This is a genomic window from Pseudomonas sp. NBRC 111132, assembly GCF_001320565.1.
In the GTDB taxonomy this organism is placed as follows: domain Bacteria; phylum Pseudomonadota; class Gammaproteobacteria; order Pseudomonadales; family Pseudomonadaceae; genus Aquipseudomonas; species Aquipseudomonas putida_P.
Genome location: NZ_BCBI01000006.1, coordinates 112,148 through 129,385, shown reverse-complemented (window position 1 = coordinate 129,385; position 17,238 = coordinate 112,148). Strand labels below are relative to the sequence as shown.

Sequence of the window (17,238 nt, the reverse complement as noted above, 5' to 3'; positions counted from 1 at the left end):
CTGACGGCTCGCCTGCTGGCAAGCCGCCCGGACCAGAGGGGAAATGGCGTAATGGCAACGGTAGACCGCTGGCTGCTGCCAGATGGCATCGAGGAAGTACTGCCACCTGAGGCTGCGCGCATCGAGATCGCGCGTCGCCAGGTGTTGGACCTGTTCCAGAGTTGGGGCTACGAACTGGTCGTCACCCCGCATATCGAGTACCTGGAGTCGCTGCTCACCGGCGCCGGCCAGGACCTGGATCAGCGCACCTTCAAGGTAGTGGACCCGCAGTCCGGCCGCCTGATGGGCTTCCGCGCCGACTTCACTCCGCAGGTGGCGCGTATCGACGCCCATACCCTGCGCCGTGAAGGCCCGAGCCGCCTGTGCTATGCCGGCAGCGTGCTGCACGCTCAGCCGCGTGCACTGTCCACCTCGCGCAGCCCGATCCAGTTGGGCGCTGAACTGTATGGCGATGCCAGCCCGACCAGCGACGTCGAAGTCATCAGCCTGATGCTTGCCACGCTGCAACTGACCGATGTGCCGGACGTGCACATGGACCTGGGCCACGTCGGTATCTACCGCGGCCTGGCCCGTGCTGCCGGCCTGTCCGGCGCGGTCGAGCAGCAGCTGTTCGACGCCCTGCAGCGCAAGGCCGTCGATGAAGTGCAGGCGCTGACCGCTGACCTGCCGAAGGATCTGGGCAACATGCTGCGCGCACTGGTCGAGCTGTGCGGTGGCCGTGAAGTGCTGGCCGACGCCCGCGTGCGCCTGGGCCGTGCCCCGGCCAGCGTGCTGGCGGCGCTGGACGACCTGCTGGCGATCGCTGATCGCCTGGCGTCGCGCTACCCCGACCTGCCGCTGTACTTCGACCTCGGCGAACTGCGCGGTTACAACTATCACACTGGCGTGGTGTTCGCCGTGTTCGTGCCGGGCGAGGGTCAATCGATCGCCCAGGGCGGGCGCTACGACGACATCGGCGCCGACTTTGGCCGGGCACGCCCGGCCACCGGTTTCTCCACGGATTTGAAGACCCTGGTCACACTGGGGCGAGCGGAGGTCGTATTGCCTACGGGCGGCATCTGGATGCCGGACAGTGGCGACGCGGCCCTCTGGCAGCAAGTCTGCCAGTTGCGCAACGAGGGCCAGCGTGTGGTCCAGGCTTTGCCTGGCCAGCCGTTGAGTGCTGCTCTCGAGGCGGATTGTGATCGGCAATTGATTCAGCAAGACGGGCGCTGGCAGGTTCTGCCGCTGGCCCAGTGAGTTTCTGCGTCGGCAACAGGCCGGCAACCAAGTTTGCGTGAATGAGGACCAATGTAATGGGTAAGAATGTCGTCGTCCTGGGCACCCAGTGGGGTGATGAGGGCAAAGGCAAGATCGTCGATCTGCTGACCGAACATGCTGCCGCCGTAGTGCGCTACCAAGGTGGCCACAACGCGGGCCACACCCTGGTGATCAACGGTGAGAAGACCGTTCTGCACCTGATTCCGTCCGGCATCCTGCGTGAAGGCGTACAGTGCCTGATCGGCAACGGCGTGGTCGTTGCCCCGGACGCACTGATGCGTGAAATCACCAAGCTGGAAGAGAAGGGCGTACCGGTGCGCGAGCGCCTGCGCATCTCCCCGGCTGCGCCGCTGATCCTGTCGTACCACGTGGCCCTGGACCAGGCCCGTGAAAAAGCCCGTGGCGAAGCCAAGATCGGCACCACCGGCCGTGGCATCGGCCCAGCCTACGAAGACAAGGTCGCGCGCCGCGGCCTGCGCGTGGGTGACCTGTTCCACCGCGAGCGTTTCGCTGCCAAGCTGGGTGAACTGCTGGACTACCACAACTTCCAGCTGGTGAACTACTACAAAGAGCCGGCCATCGACTTCCAGCAAACCCTGGATGAGTGCATGGCCTACGCCGAACAGCTCAAGCCGATGATGCTCGATGTCACCGCCGAGCTGCACAACCTGCGTCGCGCCGGCAAGGACATCATGTTCGAAGGCGCCCAGGGCTCGCTGCTGGACATCGACCACGGTACCTACCCGTACGTCACCAGCTCCAACACCACTGCTGGCGGTATCTCCACCGGTTCCGGCGTTGGTCCTATGTACCTGGACTACATCCTGGGTATCACCAAGGCCTACACCACTCGCGTAGGTTCCGGTCCGTTCCCGACCGAGCTGTTCGACGAGACCGGCGCTACCCTGGCCAAGCGTGGCCACGAGTTCGGTTCCACCACTGGCCGTGCCCGTCGTTGCGGCTGGTTCGATGCCGTGATCCTGCGTCGCGCCATCGACGTCAACAGCATCTCGGGCATCTGCCTGACCAAGCTGGACGTACTGGACGGCCTGGAAACCATCAACATCTGCGTGGGCTACAAGAACGAGAACGGTGCTGTCATCGACGCGCCTTCCGACGCCGACAGCTACATTGGCCTGGAGCCGGTGTACGAAGAGATGCCAGGCTGGAGCGAGTCGACCCTGGGCGTGAAAACCCTGGAAGAGCTGCCGCAAGCTGCGCGTGACTACATCAAGCGCATTGAAGAGCTGGTCGGCGCACCGATCGACATCATTTCGACCGGCCCGGACCGCAACGAGACCATCGTGCTGCGTCACCCGTTCGCCTGATCTGCCCTCCAGGCTGATCTGACGCCGTGGCCCTGAAAGGGGCTGCGGCGTTTTCATTTGTGGGGCAGGTAACCGCCTTGCTGAACCTTGGCGTTTATCCCTGCTGCCTCCGGCACAACCCTTGCTGTAAGAAGTTTCTGTAGATGCCATCAAAATAGTGGCGCCAGAAAACACGAGGGTTACACCGTGTCTGCCATCCTCTCACTGTTACGAAGCCGCCTCTTGCGGCCTGTGTTTGTTGCCCTTGGTATCGCTCTTTTGGTGCAGGTGCTGGTGGCCGTTGCGCTTACCCGAAGCACAGTCACTGCTCTGGAGGCCGACCTTGGCGAGCGCCTGGGCAATGACAGCCGCCAGCTCGCCAGCGACCTGGAGCAAGCTGGGCAAGATGTGCGCACGGGGCTCGACGGCCTGTCCAGCAGCACCCGTCAGCGCCTGAGTGCAGGGTTGTCGGAACGCCTGCAAAGCGAACAGCAGCAACTGCGCAACACCCTGGAAAAGAACCTCAAGGACTCCGCCAACGACATGGCCGAGCTACTGGCTTCGGTTGCGCCTAGGGCGATCTGGGACAACGATGTGCCGGTACTCTCCGACTTCGCCCGGCGCGCCCAGCGCAACCCTAACGTGCTGTTCGTGGTGTACGACGACGCCCAGGGCCAGCACCTGACCCGCTACCTCAACCGGCAAAACCCGATCAATCAGGCGCTGATGGAAAAGGGCCAGGGCGAGCGTGCGCTGGACAAGGTGATCGATGCCGCCCGGCGCGACCCGGCGGTGTACTTTGTCGAAGCCTCGATCAACCCCAATGGCGCAGAAATCGGCAAGGTGGTGATGGGGGTTTCCACGGCCGGTATCGATCAGGAGCTCAAGGCCCTGGACCAGCGCTTCGCGGCGCTGATCGCCAGCGGTGAGCAACTGGTTGGCGACAGCCTGGTGGGTGCCGCCGCCGACAGCGGCAAAACCCTGCGTGAGCGCCTGGAGAAGGCGCAAGGCAGTGCTGCAGCGATGCAGGCCAATACCGCACAGACCGTGCGCGATGCCGCTGCCGAACTGCGCTGGCGCATTGGCCTGGGCCTGGTGCTGGTCGGCCTGGGTGTGCTGCTGGTGGTTGCCGTGGTGCTTGGCCGCCGCGTGCTGAGCAAGCTGCGCCTGTTGATTGCTGCCCTCGACGACCTGGCGGCGGGCGAAGGCGACCTGACCAAGCGCGTGCCGCTCGACAGCCGCGACGAAATTGGCGACATGGCTTCGGCGGTGAACCGCTTTGTCGACAAGCTGCAACCGATCGTGCGCGAGGCGGGTGAAGTGGCGCAGCGCACCGGCGTGGAAATTGGTGCAATGGCCCAGCGCAATGCGGGTGCCGATGCCGCTGCTGCGCTGCAGCGCGATGAAGTGGCGGCTAGCCTGCGTGACCTGTCGAGCATGGCCGATGAGGCTCAGGCCGAAAGCCATGCGATGCAGGCGGCCTTGCAGCAGGTGGTGGATATCCGCCAGGCCACTGACGAGAACAGTCGCACCTCGACCCAGCTCGCCGGCTTGATCGAGAACCTGGCCGGGCAAGTGAATACCGGCTCCCAGGTGATCGAGCGGCTGGCCAAGCAGAGTGAGCAGATCGAAGTGGTGCTGACAGTGATCCATGGCATCGCCGAGCAGACCAATCTGTTGGCCTTGAATGCTGCCATCGAGGCGGCCCGAGCTGGTGAAACCGGGCGCGGTTTTGCCGTGGTAGCCGACGAAGTGCGGGCGCTGGCGAGCAAGACGCAAAGCTCCACCGGGGATATCCAGGCGCATATTGCCGCGTTGCAGAAGGGCGCCAAGGAAGCAGTGGCGACTATCAGCCAGGCCGGGCTCAAGGCCAGCGAAGGGTTGCTGGTGCTGCGTGACAACGAACGCCGGCAACAGTCGGTGCAGGCGGCGGTCGAGCAGGTGCATGCGGCCATTGGCCTTGCTACCCGCGCTGCTGAGCAGCAGGCGAATGGCGCGCAGGCGGTGCGTGGCCGGGTGGAAACCATCCATGCCCAGGCTGAGCGCTCGGCTGAGGTGGTGATGCAGACCACGGCCAGCAGCAAGGTGCTGGATGACTTGGCGGCGCAATTGCGGGCAAGCTTGGGACAATTCAGGGCATAAGGTGAGCGTTGTGGGAGCGGCACACAGGGCCGTTACTCCGTGGGCGGCATTGCTATGATGGCGGCGACACGTGACAAAAGGAGTTCTTCATGTCCGCCCAACTGGTCGCCGCTCCGGCGGAGCTGGATTTTCTTCATAGCGATGGCATAAACGTCACTGCGCCAATGACTGCCATCAAGGCCTATTACGCCATGACCTCGGACGTGCCGGGCTGGTTGGCTGCAGCCTTCCGCCTGCGCGACTTCATCTCGCGCCGGTTCAACGTCGCTGCTATCCACGGCTTCTCGTCACTTAACCCCGAGCGGGCTCCGGTAGTGGGTGGGCTTCTGGATTTCTTCACCGTTGAGGCGATCAGCGACCAGCAACTGGTCCTGACTTCACGTGACACGCACTTGGCGGTCATGGTGAGCATGGACCTGGATGAAGCAGAGCAAGGCCGGCAGCGCCTTAGCGTCGCCACCTCGGTGCAGTGCTTCAATCGTTTCGGTCGCTACTACATGCTGCCTGTCGGCATGGCTCACGGGCCAATCGTGCGGCGCATGCTGCGCAATATCGCGTGATGGCTGGGGTGCCCTCATCGCTGCCTTGCAGGTGATGAGGGCTACACGACTCATGCCTTGTTCAGGTACATCCGCGTGGTCAGCAGATAAACCGGCAGCCCCGACACCACAATCAGCAATGCCGCATAAGGCGCCGCTGCGGCGAATTCGACGTTGGCGGTGTGTGCCCATACCTCGGTCGCCAGGGTGGTCATCCCGGTCGGGCTCAGTAGCAGGGTAGCGGTCAGCTCTTTCATGGCATCCAGGAACACCAGCGCAAACGCTGCCGCCATGGCTGGGAAGATGATTGGCAAGGTCACCCGGCAGAACGCCGCGAAGCTGTTGGCACCCAGCGTGCGCGCGGCTTCCTCCAGCGTCGGCGAGGCCTTGTTCAGCGCGGTGCGTACTGGCGACTGGGCCAATGGCAAGAAGAGCAGCGCATAAGCCAGCAGCAGCAATGCCGTGGTCTGGTACAGCGCCGGCACGTAGTGCAGGGCGAAGAACACCAAGGTCAGGGCAATCACTAGGCCGGGGAGGGCGTGCAACAGGTACGGCAGGCGCTCGGCCCAGATCGCCAGGCGACCTTTGTAACGTACCACCAGGAAGCTGATCGGCAGGGCCAGCAACACACAGAAACCTGCACCGCCAAGTGACACCGACAGCGAAGTGAACAGCGCCTTGGAAATGGCTGCCACCGGGAACGCTGCCGATGAACCGACGCTAAGCCAGTAGCCGAGCATGGCCAGCGGAATACCGCTGCCCAGCACTGCCAAGCCAATGCAGAACAGCTGCGCCAGCACCGCCCAACCCCGCAGCCGCAAGGGTTGCGCGCGCCGCGCTACGCCTTGGCCGATGCGCACATGGCGGGCTTTGCCGCGTACGCGCAGTTCCAACCACAGCATCACCAGGCACATCGCCAGCAGCACAGCAGACAGCATGGCCGCGTTGGCATTGCTGAACTCCAGTTCGAACTGCTGGTAGATGGCCGTGGTGAACGTCTGCAGGCCTAGGATCGACAGCGCGCCAAACTCCACCAGCATATGCAGGGCAATCAGTAGCGCACCGCCGAGCATCGACGGCCAAAGCAGTGGCAGGGTGACCTTGCTGAACACGCCCCAGCGGCTGCAGCCCAGGGTGCGCGCCGATTCCTCAAGCGAGGTGTCGAGGTTGCGCAGGGTCGCGGCAACGGGCAGGAACACCAGCGGATACTTGGACAGGGCCATGACCATGATCGCCCCACCAAGGCCTTCGAAGTCCGAGCTCAGCGACACCCAAGTGAAGCTGCTGACGAACGATGGCACGGCGAACGGCAGGCACAACACCACGCCCCACAGCCGACGGCCGGCCAGGTTGCTGCGCTCCAGCAACCAGGCCAGCGCCAGGCCGACCACCATGCAGGTCAGTGTCACCCCGACCATCAGCATCAGGGTGTTGCGCATCAGCCCCCAGACAAAGGGCCGCCACAGCAGGTGCAAGGCTTCGCGCCAGCCTGCTTCCCAGGCTTTGATGGCGACGTAAGCCAGTGGCAGCAAGCTCATCGCCACCAGGAACAGCACAGGCAGCACCACCCAGATGGACGGGCGCTTGCGGCGCGGAACGAAGCGTACCGGCGCCGGTTCGGACAGAGCGGCAGTCATCAGAGCAGACCGACCTCGCGCTCGAGCTCGATGGCTTCTTCGGCATTACCCAGGTCGGCTGGCGAGATGTTCGGCGGGCGCAGCTCGTTGAACGGCTTCAGGCCACGGTCCGAAACCATGCCCTTGTGCAGCGGGTACTCGGCGGTAGTCTGGGTAATCACGCGTTGGCCCTCTTCGCTGGCCATCCAGTTGAGCAGAGCCTGGGCTTCTTTCGGGTGCTTGCTGGCCTTGACCACGGCCGCGCCAGAGATGGTGACCAGGTTGCCGGCATCGCCGTCGGCCAGGTAGTAGAGCTTGGTGTCCAGCTTGCCGCGCTCGCGTTCAAGCGCGTACCAGTAGTAATTGTTCACCAGGACCGCCGCCACTTCGCCTTTTTCCACGGCTTTGAGGGCGACCATGTTGTTGGTGTAGGTCTTGCCGAAAGCTTTCAGGCCGGTCAGCCATTCTTCGGTGGCTTCGCGGCCATGCATCTTCAGAATGGCCACGGCCTGCTCCTGGAACGCACCACTGGTGGGCACGTAGCCGACGCGGCCTTCCCACTCAGGGTTGGCGAAGTCCATCACCGTGGTTGGCAGGTCTTTTTCGTCGACCTTCTTCGGGTTGTACACCACGATGCGCGTACGGGCCGTGATACCCATCCAGGTGCCGTTGGCGCCAACGTACTCCTTGGGCATCATGTTCGCGGTGGCGTCGTCGATCTTGGCCAGCAGGCCCAGTTCGCCCAGGTTGTTCAGGGGTGGGGACTCTTCGGTGTAGATGATGTCGGCCGGCGAACGGTCGCCTTCCTCGATGATCTGGCTGGCCAGCTGGTTGCTGCTGCCCTTGCGGATGTCGATATGAATACCGGTCTTGGCCTCGTAGGCCTTGGCGATGGCTTCGCCGATTTCCTTGTGCTGACCGTTGTACATGGTCAGGCTGACCGGTGCGTCTGCCATGGCGGCCGGAGCGCCGATGACCAGGCTCAGCACGGCGGCGGCCAAGGTGCGCATCAGCGGTTGCGGGCGGATCGTCATGCGGGTACTTCCTCGCTTACGGCTACATATTTGGAAACAATGGTAAACGAAATCGTTTCTCAAGTGGCCGGGTGACGAGAAATTCATGGTCAGACGATGGTGTAACCGTCGAAATGGGTTTGCACCAATGGCCGAAAGGGGAGGGATGCACAAAACGCAGGCAAGAAAAAACCCACTAGCAAGCTAGTGGGTTTTTGTATGGTGCCCAGGAGAAGACTCGAACTTCCACGACCTTGCGGTCACTGATACCTGAAACCAGCGCGTCTACCAATTCCGCCACCTGGGCAAAGCTTTACATCATCTGCAGAAGGCGACTATCGTTCGCTTTCACACAGTAGTAACAGATCCTTGGTCATCTGTTACTTGAAAATATTTGGTGCCCAGGAGAAGACTCGAACTTCCACGACCTTGCGGTCACTGATACCTGAAACCAGCGCGTCTACCAATTCCGCCACCTGGGCACACATTCGAGATTACAAGATGCTTTACAGCGCCGTTCATCTCTACTACAACTTCGGGGTTGTCCGTCGTTGTGGTGCGCACTATACGGACGCTCCCCAAGGCTGTAAAGCCCCCAATCAAAAAAAAATTCAAAAAATTCAACTTGTTGATTCCACAGGCCTATTACGGCTGTCTATGCACTGCAGCGGGGGCTGTCCAAGGCAGACATTTCCGGTTTCAATACGCCTATGCCAGAATTCCTATCTATATACCCCAAGGTGAACCCCTTCTGATGGCCGATTGGCAATCCCTCGATCCCGAGGCCGCTCGCGAAGCGGAAAAATACGACAACCCCATTCCCAGCCGTGAGCTGATCCTGCAGCGCCTCGCCGACCGTGGCGAACCCGCTGCCCGCGAGGAGCTGGCGAAAGAGTTTGGTCTGTATGAGGAAGACCAGATCGAAGCCCTGCGCCGCCGCCTGCGTGCCATGGAGCGCGATGGCCAGCTTATCTATACCCGGCGCGGCACTTATGCCCCGGTGGACAAGCTGGACCTGATCTGCGGCCGTATCTCCGGCCACCGCGACGGTTTTGGTTTCCTCATCCCCGATGATGGCAGTGATGACCTGTTCCTTGGCCCGTCGCAGATGCGTCTGGCCTTCGATGGCGACCGCGCGTTGGCGCGGGTTTCCGGCACAGACCGCCGTGGGCGCCGTGAAGGGGTGATCGTCGAGGTCATTTCCCGCGCCCATGAGAGCGTGGTCGGTCGCTATTTCGAAGAAGGCGGCATTGGCTACGTGACGCCGGACAACCCGAAGATCCAGCAGGAAGTGCTGGTGACCGCCGGGCGTAACGGCGGTGCCAAGATCGGTCAGTTCGTCGAAATCAAGATCACCCACTGGCCAACCCCGCGCTTCCAGCCGCAAGGCGATGTGGTCGAGGTCATCGGCAACTACATGGCCCCGGGCATGGAAATCGACGTAGCCCTGCGCAGCTACGACATCCCGCACGTCTGGCCTGCTGATGTGGTCAAGGAAGCACGCAAGTTCCGCTCCGAAGTCGAGGAGAAGGATAAAGAGAAGCGCGTCGACCTGCGCCATCTGCCGTTCGTCACCATTGATGGTGAAGACGCCCGCGACTTCGACGATGCCGTTTATTGCGAGCCCCTGGGCAAGCTGCGCCTGTTCTCCGGTGGCTGGCGTCTGTACGTGGCCATTGCCGACGTTTCCAGCTACGTGCGCCTGGGCTCGGCCCTGGATGTCGAAGCCCAGCAGCGCGGCAACTCGGTGTACTTCCCCGAGCGTGTGGTGCCGATGCTCCCCGAAGAGCTGTCCAACGGCCTGTGCTCGCTGAACCCGCATGTCGACCGGTTGGCCATGGTTTGTGAAATGACCATGAACAAAGCCGGCCAGATGGTCGACTATCAGTTCTACGAAGGCGTGATCCACTCTCACGCCCGCCTGACCTACAACAAGGTCAGCAGCATGCTCGAGCACGCCCGTACCCGTGAGGGCAAAGCGCTGCGCGAAGAGTACAAGGAAGTCGTGCCGGACCTGAAGAACCTGTACAACCTGTACAAGGTGCTGGTGGATGCGCGTCACACGCGTGGTGCCATCGACTTCGAAACCCAGGAAACCCGCATCATCTTCGGTGACCAGCGCAAGATCGCGGAAATTCGCCCGACCGTACGCAATGATGCCCACAAGCTGATCGAGGAATGCATGCTGGCGGCCAACGTGGCCACCGCCGAGTTCCTGCAGAAGCATGGCGTGCCAGCCCTGTACCGCGTGCACGACGGCCCGCCGCCGGAGCGCCTGGAAAAGCTGCGCGCCTTCCTGGGTGAGCTGGGCCTGAGCCTGCACAAGGGCAAGGACCCGTCGCCGAAGGACTACCAGGCTCTGCTGGCGAGCATCGCCGGGCGCCCGGACTTCCACCTGATTCAGACCGTCATGCTGCGCTCGCTGAGCCAGGCGGTGTACAGCACCGAGAACAACGGCCACTTTGGCTTGAACTACGAGGCGTACACCCACTTTACCTCGCCGATCCGCCGTTACCCGGACCTGCTGGTGCACCGCGCCATCCGCAGCATCATCCGTTCCAAGGTAGATACCCCGCACGTCAAGCGTGCCGGTGCCATGAGCATCCCCAAGGCGCGTATCTACCCGTACGACGAAAACACCCTGGAGCAACTCGGCGAACAGTGCTCGATGACCGAGCGCCGGGCCGACGAGGCCACCCGTGACGTGGTCAACTGGCTCAAGTGCGAGTTCATGAAGGACCGTGTGGGCGAGACGTTCCCGGGTGTGATCACTGCGGTGACCGGTTTTGGCCTGTTCGTCGAGCTGACCGATATCTATGTGGAAGGCCTGGTGCACGTCAGTGCGCTGCCGGGCGACTATTACCACTTCGACCCGGTGCATCACCGCCTGTCCGGCGAGCGCACAGGGCGCAGCTTCCGCCTGGGCGACACCATCGAAGTCAAGGTCATGCGCGTCGATCTGGACGAGCGCAAGATCGACTTCGAAGTGTCGGACAAGACCCTCGCCGCACCGATCGGCCGCAAGCAGCGCGGCGCCGCACAGGCTACCGAAAAGGCCGAGCAGCCGCCGGTTGCCGAAGCGAAAGCCACGCCCAAGCCGCGCAGCCGCAAAAGCGAAGCGTCCGAAGCGTATTTCCCCAAGGATGCCGTGCAGCGCAATGCTGAAGTGCGTAAAAGCCGCGAGATGAAAAAAGCCCTGATGACCGACGCGCGCAGCAGTGCTGGCAGCAAGTCGGAAAAAGGTGGCAAACCGTCCGGCAAATCGACCAAGCACCGTAAAGGCCCGCCGAAGTCCGGCGCGCCACGCAAGAGCAAGAGCAAGTCATGAGTCAGCTGGAAAAGATCTACGGCGTGCACGCCGTGCAGGCATTGCTGCAGCACCATCCAAAGCGGGTCAAGCAGATCTGGCTGTCGGAAGGGCGCAGCGAGCCACGCCTCGAAACCTTGCTGGCGCTGGCCGCGGAGAACCGCGTGCCGGTCGGCCAGGCCGAGCGCCGTGAGTTGGATGCCTGGGTAGAGGGCGTGCATCAGGGCGTGGTCGCCGAGGTGAGCCCGAGCCAGGTATGGGGCGAGTTGATGCTCGAGGAGTTGCTCGAGCGCACTGAAACGCCGCCGCTGATCCTGGTGCTGGACGGTGTCACCGATCCGCACAACCTTGGCGCTTGCCTGCGCACGGCCGATGCGGCGGGTGCCACGGCAGTGATCGTGCCCAAGGACAAGTCTGCAACGCTGACGCCGGTTGTGCGCAAGGTGGCATGCGGTGCGGCGGAAGTGATCCCGCTGGTGGCCGTGACCAACCTGGCGCGTACCCTGGAAAAGCTGCAGCAGCGTGGCTTGTGGGTAGTGGGTACCGCTGGCGAGGCCGAGCAGGAGATCTACCAGCAGGACCTGACCGGCCCCCTGGTGATGATCATGGGCGCAGAAGGCAAGGGCATGCGCCGTCTCACCCGCGAGCATTGCGATTTTCTGGTGAAATTGCCGATGGCTGGCAGCGTCAGCAGCCTGAACGTGTCGGTTGCGACCGGGGTTTGCCTGTTCGAAGCGGTGCGTCAGCGTCAAGCCAAGCGCTGATCTTCAGCCAGTTCCACCGTCTTCGCGAGCGCGCCCGCTCCCACAGGTTCACTGTTGCCTTTGGCAATGCGGATTGCTTGTGGGGGCGGGCACATTCTGAATATGTTTCAGGCTGTTCAAATATTCACCAATTGCCTTGCTTGTGCGCCCCGCCTTCTCTACAATTGCGCCCCTTGCCGAGCTGGCAGGCGCTTATGTGCCTCCCCTCCGTGCAAGACATACAGTGTCATTCACTCCTTGTCTGACCAGATTCGCTGGCAGACTACTAACCCGTAAGGAGCATTCATGCGTCATTACGAAATCATCTTCCTGGTTCACCCGGACCAGAGCGAGCAAGTCGGCGGCATGGTTGAGCGTTACACCAAGCTGATCGAAGAAGACGGTGGCAAGATCCACCGCCTGGAAGACTGGGGCCGTCGTCAACTGGCCTACGCAATCAACAATGTTCACAAGGCTCACTACGTGATGCTGAACGTTGAGTGCACCGGCAAGGCCCTGGCCGAGCTGGAAGACAACTTCCGCTACAACGATGCCGTTATCCGTAACCTGGTCATCCGTCGCGACGAAGCCGTTACCGGCCAGTCCGAGATGCTGAAGGCTGAAGAAAACCGCAGCGAGCGCCGTGAGCGTCGTGAGCGTCCTGAGCATGCTGACTCCGCCGAAGGCGACGACAGCAATGACAGCGACTCCAGCGATAACGCTGACGAGTAATCCACGGACCTTTAGAGGAGCCTATTAAATGGCACGTTTCTTCCGTCGTCGTAAATTCTGCCGCTTCACTGCTGAAGACGTGAAAGAGATCGACTTCAAAGATCTCAACACCCTGAAAGCTTACGTATCCGAAACCGGCAAGATCGTTCCAAGCCGTATCACCGGTACCAAAGCTCGTTATCAGCGTCAGCTGGCTACCGCTATCAAGCGCGCCCGCTTCCTGGCCCTGCTGCCCTACACCGACAGCCACGGCCGCTGAGACCGGGTCGTCGACAAGCAGTAAGGGATTAGCATGCGAGCGTTAGCAAGTTTCATCATGCGCGGTCGTGTGCAGGCCACCCTGGTGGTGGTCATCAGCGCGGTACTGCCGCTGCTGTTCTGGTTGAGTGCCGCTGCCTGCAGCCTTGTGCTGCTGCGGCGTGGGTTCAAGGATGCTACAACGGTCATCGCCGGCGGCCTGCTGGCCGGGCTGGCCGTATGGGTCATGGGCGATCCCATCACCTTTTTGGTGATTGCGGGTGCTGTGGCCTTGGCCGCCCTGTTGCGTGCCGAGCATCCCTGGAGCCGTGTGTTGCTGGTCAGTGCCGTGTTCGCCGTGGCTTTCAGCCTCGTGCTCGATCTGGCGCTGGCGCAAACCTTCGATGTGCTGGCCAAGGCGTTTGCCGAAGCCATGCCGAAAATCGAGGGGCAGCCGGTGCTCTCCGGTGAGCTGATCCGCCCTGTGCTGGTCGCTTCCACAGCAGTGACGGTGCAGTTGTTCAGTGTGCTGGCCTTGGTGCTGGCGCGCTACTGGCAGGCAGCGTTGTACAACCCTGGAGGCTTCGGTCGCGAGTTTCGCGCGCTGAAGTTGCCGAAACAGACCATGGCGGTCTTGGTGGCAGTGATGGTGGTGGCCCCGTTCATCGGGCCGCAGTTCATCATCCTGGCATCGGCCTCAAGCCTGGTTCTGGTGCTGGCCGGCATCGCTTTGATGCATGGGCTGGTGGCACAGGGCCGACTGGCTGGTTTCTGGCTGGTGGGCATGTACGTGACGCTGCCGCTGATCATGCAGCTGATTTACCCCTTGCTGATGGTTTTGGCCATTGTCGACAGCCTGATTGATTTTCGCGGTCGCAAGTCCCCCAAGGGGAATGACTCCGCGAACGGTGAAGGTTAAAAGTTAAGAGGTTTTACCAAATGGAACTGATCCTGCTGGAAAAAGTCGCTAACCTGGGCAACCTGGGCGACAAAGTAAAAGTTAAGGCTGGTTACGGCCGTAACTTCCTGCTGCCATTCGGCAAGGCCACCGTTGCCAACGCCGCCAACCTGGCTGCGTTCGAAGAACGTCGCGCCGAGCTGGAAAAAGCAGCTGCTGACAAGAAATCGTCGGCTGAAAGCCGTGCTGCCCAACTGGCCGAGCTGGAAGTGACCATCACTGCCACCGCTGGCGACGAAGGCAAGCTGTTCGGTTCGATCGGCACCCACGACATCGCTGACGCCCTGACCGCCTCCGGCGTAGAAGTGGCCAAAGCTGAAGTTCGTCTGCCGAACGGCACCATCCGTCAGGTTGGCGAATACGACGTAGCCGTGCACCTGCACAGCGACGTTGAAGCCACCGTACGTGTGGTCGTCGTAGCTGCCTAAGCTGCGCTAACTGGCTGGCTCCTTGCGAGTCAGGCGGTTAACATCGGGCACGGTCCTGTTTTTTACAGGCCGTGCCCTTTGTCTTTTTCATCCTCCAGAATTCTTTCGTGGCCATGAACGAGATCACCACCTCCGAACAGCTAGACCTGCAAACCGCAGCCCTGAAGGTACCGCCGCATTCCATCGAGGCCGAACAGGCCGTGCTCGGTGGCCTGATGCTGGACAACGATGCCTGGGAGCGGGTGCTGGACCAGGTGTCGGATGGTGACTTCTACCGGCATGACCACCGGCTGATCTTCCGCGCCGTGCACAAGTTGGTCGATGCCAACCAGCCATTCGACGTGGTGACCCTGCACGAGCAGTTGGACAAGGAAGGCCTGTCCTCGCAGGTAGGCGGCCTGGCGTACCTGGCCGAGCTGGCCAAGAACACCCCGTCGGTGGCCAACATCAAGGCCTACGCCGCGATCATTCGCGAACGGGCTACGCTGCGCCAGTTGATCAGTATCAGTACCGACATCGCCGACAACGCGTTCAACCCCCAGGGGCGCAACGCTGCAGAGATTCTCGACGATGCCGAGCGGCAAATCTTCCAGATCGCCGAGGCTCGGCCAAAAACCGGTGGCCCGGTAGGCGTCAACGAGCTGTTGACCATGGCCATCGACCGTATCGATACGCTATTCAATTCCGACAGTGATATCACCGGTATCTCTACCGGGTACACCGACCTGGACGAAAAAACCAGCGGCCTGCAGGCTGCCGACTTGATCATCGTCGCCGGCCGTCCGTCGATGGGTAAAACCACCTTTGCCATGAACCTGGTTGAGAACGCCGTGCTACGCAGCGAAAAGGCGGTGCTGGTGTTCTCCCTCGAAATGCCAGGTGAATCGCTGATCATGCGTATGCTTTCCTCCCTTGGCCGTATCGATCAGACCAAGGTTCGTTCCGGCCAGCTGGACGACGACGACTGGCCACGCCTGACCTCGGCAGTCAACCTGCTTAACGACCGCAAGCTGTTCATCGACGATACCGCCGGCATCAGCCCGTCTGAAATGCGTGCGCGTACGCGGCGCTTGGCGCGTGAGCACGGTGAAATCGGCATGATCATGGTCGACTACCTGCAGCTGATGCAGATCCCGGGCTCTTCCGGTGATAACCGCACCAACGAGATTTCCGAAATTTCCCGCTCGCTCAAGGCCCTGGCCAAGGAATTCAACTGCCCGGTCATCGCCCTGTCGCAGCTGAACCGCTCCCTGGAACAGCGCCCGAACAAACGCCCGGTGAACTCCGACTTGCGTGAATCCGGTGCAATCGAGCAGGACGCCGACGTGATCATGTTCGTGTACCGCGACGAGGTGTACCACCCCGAGACCGAGCACAAGGGTGTGGCGGAAATCATCATCGGTAAACAGCGTAACGGCCCTATTGGCTTTGTGCGCCTGGCGTTTATCGGCAAGTACACCCGCTTCGAGAACCTCGCACCGGGCATGTACAACTTCGACGACGACGAATGAGAAGAGTCGGTAGAGGCTCGCCTCGTTAGAGCGACTCAATGTTCAGGCAGTCCTGATCCGCTTGGATATCTCAGCCTGAATGTCGTCAGTGGCGTCTTGCTGCTTTCTACCTTTACCCGCTCGGGTCTTTGTCGATGTCATTCCATGGTGCGGCAGCACCCTTTGTTTCTCTACAATGTATTCGTTGCCTTGACGGCGCTCCACGACTGCAACTGTGGTCGCGTAGCCAGAAACTTGAAACTTTGTAAGGGCGCTTAGGTCGCTGATATATGAGCTGCCGGTAAGCGGGTCGGGGAAAGCTGTGTCACATGCAAGTACATGAATTTGCCTGTTGTGCAGCTGGATATTGCGGCTTGTCAGTGCCTTGAAAGTGCGTGTTGCATCGTAAATATTGGTGCCGTCAGCACCTATCACGCCTGGAGCGCCATGGGCGCTGATATACAGGGTGGGTAATTTTCCGTCCGGTCGTTCTTGCCCAGTAAAAACAACAATTCCGTCGAACTCCGCCACGATAGGTCCGCGATAGGTCTTGTTGACGAATAGCTTACGAATGAACTCGAAAGCGTGCCCCGTCGGATCACGGCGGTTGATCGGGTCGCAAAGAGCAAATGAGTAGGTATTCAACCCTCCTTTTGCGAATGGGCTGTCGCTGTCTGGACTGTTGAAACGCATGAGATGAGGGTTGTAAGCGCGGTAGCCATTTCCCAGCAGGTAATGGCCGGTGACCAGATCCTCAAGCTCGCCTTTGAAGGCAGGTATTTGTCCGTGGTCGACCCTAGCGCCGTATGCACTGAAGGTCAGCTGGGTGCGGCCGTTTTGGTCAAGTGTGCAAGAGGGTGAATTGGACATTTCACTGCCGATCAAGCGGCTGTGATTTTCCTGGTGCGTGGTAAGGGTGCCTGGCCCTGCATTGAAGATACGGGTGAATCCACGGCCATCCAGCAATAGGGTTGGGCGATGAGACGCGTAGAATATTTTCATCACTTGCTTCCTGGGTTGGGTGTTTCCTAAATGCTAGGTGGGCCAGGAAGTTGATGAAACTGGCAACATTGCCAGATCATTCGAGGGAGATCAGCCGGCCATTGCAGTCGGATTAGGTCAAAATTTGTGCTATATCCCGCACCTGCTAGTTCCTATTACATCAGAGCCGGTTATCTGTTAGTACACCCGCTTCAATAACTTGGCGCCGGGTATGTATAACTTCGATGATGAATAAAGCCTGTTTTCGTGTAGCAGCGCGTAATTCACTGGGTTAGCAGGGACACCTCTGGGAGCGGCTTCAGTCGCGAAGAATCCAGCGCGGAGGATGGCACCGCCTGCGCCGGTGATCGCCGACACCCCGCGCCCCCAACTGTCGTCCCAGCTCATCAATCCCCACGAATCCAGTCGGATTTGGTCAAAATTTGTGCTATATTCCGCGCCCGCGATTTCCCTGCACACCAGAA

At 61.2% G+C, this 17,238-nt stretch carries 14 protein-coding genes, 2 tRNA genes and 1 pseudogene; 12 read left to right on the top strand and 5 right to left on the bottom strand.

The window, feature by feature from the left end; translation table 11 throughout:
- The first annotated feature begins 51 nt into the window (after positions 1-51).
- The 5 genes and pseudogenes from APH35_RS04870 (at position 52) to APH35_RS04855 (ending at position 5,269) form a co-directional block, all read left to right on the top strand.
- Positions 52-1,239: an ATP phosphoribosyltransferase regulatory subunit gene (locus tag APH35_RS04870; protein WP_060494316.1), complete on the top strand. Its 1,188-nt coding sequence runs from the start codon at positions 52-54 to the stop codon at positions 1,237-1,239.
- A 56-nt stretch (positions 1,240-1,295) separates the two neighbouring features.
- Positions 1,296-2,588, top strand: a complete 1,293-nt coding sequence (locus APH35_RS04865) for an adenylosuccinate synthase (protein WP_003249542.1) — start codon at positions 1,296-1,298, stop codon at positions 2,586-2,588.
- Between the two features lie 522 nt (positions 2,589-3,110).
- Positions 3,111-3,803, top strand: a pseudogene (locus tag APH35_RS29665) (methyl-accepting chemotaxis protein); the annotation flags it as partial.
- A 21-nt stretch (positions 3,804-3,824) separates the two neighbouring features.
- The gene (locus APH35_RS29660; RefSeq protein ID WP_370739372.1) at positions 3,825-4,709 is read left to right on the top strand and encodes a methyl-accepting chemotaxis protein; all 885 of its coding nucleotides are present in this window, start codon (positions 3,825-3,827) and stop codon (positions 4,707-4,709) included.
- A gap of 89 nt (positions 4,710-4,798) precedes the next feature.
- On the top strand, positions 4,799-5,269 hold the full coding sequence (locus APH35_RS04855; RefSeq protein ID WP_060514287.1) for a DUF2867 domain-containing protein: 471 nt from the start codon (positions 4,799-4,801) through the stop codon (positions 5,267-5,269).
- Between the two features lie 50 nt (positions 5,270-5,319).
- On the opposite strand, the gene APH35_RS04850 is transcribed toward APH35_RS04855, so the two are convergent.
- The 4 genes from APH35_RS04850 to APH35_RS04835 form a co-directional block, all read right to left on the bottom strand.
- Complete coding sequence (locus tag APH35_RS04850) at positions 5,320-6,885, bottom strand: ABC transporter permease (RefSeq protein WP_060514286.1); 1,566 nt, start codon at positions 6,883-6,885, stop codon at positions 5,320-5,322.
- Positions 6,885-7,898 (bottom strand): extracellular solute-binding protein, encoded by a 1,014-nt coding sequence (locus APH35_RS04845; protein WP_012274449.1) that lies wholly within the window; start codon positions 7,896-7,898, stop codon positions 6,885-6,887. Before APH35_RS04845 ends, APH35_RS04850 begins: the two co-directional genes overlap by 1 nt.
- A 199-nt stretch (positions 7,899-8,097) precedes the next feature.
- Positions 8,098-8,184 (bottom strand) — tRNA-Leu (locus tag APH35_RS04840).
- 88 nt (positions 8,185-8,272) lie between these two features.
- Positions 8,273-8,359, bottom strand: a tRNA-Leu gene (locus APH35_RS04835).
- 272 nt (positions 8,360-8,631) lie between these two features.
- Here APH35_RS04835 and rnr point away from each other — a divergent pair.
- The 7 genes from rnr to dnaB all read left to right on the top strand — a co-directional run bounded on the left by rnr (position 8,632) and on the right by dnaB (position 15,793).
- Positions 8,632-11,205 carry a ribonuclease R gene (gene rnr, locus APH35_RS04830; protein ID WP_060514285.1) on the top strand — a complete coding sequence of 858 codons (2,574 nt, stop codon included), beginning with the start codon at positions 8,632-8,634 and terminating at the stop codon, positions 11,203-11,205.
- Entirely contained in the window at positions 11,202-11,948 is a 747-nt protein-coding gene (gene rlmB / locus APH35_RS04825) for a 23S rRNA (guanosine(2251)-2'-O)-methyltransferase RlmB (protein ID WP_060494312.1), read from the top strand. The genes rnr and rlmB overlap by 4 nt, the downstream gene beginning before the upstream one ends.
- Positions 11,949-12,233: 285 nt before the next feature.
- A complete protein-coding gene (gene rpsF, locus APH35_RS04820) occupies positions 12,234-12,659 on the top strand; it encodes a 30S ribosomal protein S6 (protein ID WP_003249557.1) in 426 nt (141 codons plus the stop codon).
- 28 nt (positions 12,660-12,687) lie between these two features.
- Positions 12,688-12,918, top strand: a complete 231-nt coding sequence (gene rpsR, locus APH35_RS04815; RefSeq protein WP_003249563.1) for a 30S ribosomal protein S18 — start codon at positions 12,688-12,690, stop codon at positions 12,916-12,918.
- Positions 12,919-12,951: 33 nt separating this feature from the next.
- Positions 12,952-13,815, top strand: a complete 864-nt coding sequence (locus tag APH35_RS04810; RefSeq protein ID WP_012274446.1) for a hypothetical protein — start codon at positions 12,952-12,954, stop codon at positions 13,813-13,815.
- Between the two features lie 20 nt (positions 13,816-13,835).
- On the top strand, positions 13,836-14,282 hold the full coding sequence (rplI, locus tag APH35_RS04805; RefSeq protein ID WP_012274445.1) for a 50S ribosomal protein L9: 447 nt from the start codon (positions 13,836-13,838) through the stop codon (positions 14,280-14,282).
- Positions 14,283-14,395: 113 nt separating this feature from the next.
- Complete coding sequence (dnaB, locus tag APH35_RS04800) at positions 14,396-15,793, top strand: replicative DNA helicase (protein ID WP_012274444.1); 1,398 nt, start codon at positions 14,396-14,398, stop codon at positions 15,791-15,793.
- 42 nt (positions 15,794-15,835) lie between these two features.
- On the opposite strand, the gene APH35_RS04795 is transcribed toward dnaB, so the two are convergent.
- The gene (locus APH35_RS04795) at positions 15,836-16,774 is read right to left on the bottom strand and encodes an RHS repeat-associated core domain-containing protein (RefSeq protein ID WP_060514284.1); all 939 of its coding nucleotides are present in this window, start codon (positions 16,772-16,774) and stop codon (positions 15,836-15,838) included.
- Positions 16,775-17,238 lie beyond the last annotated feature (464 nt).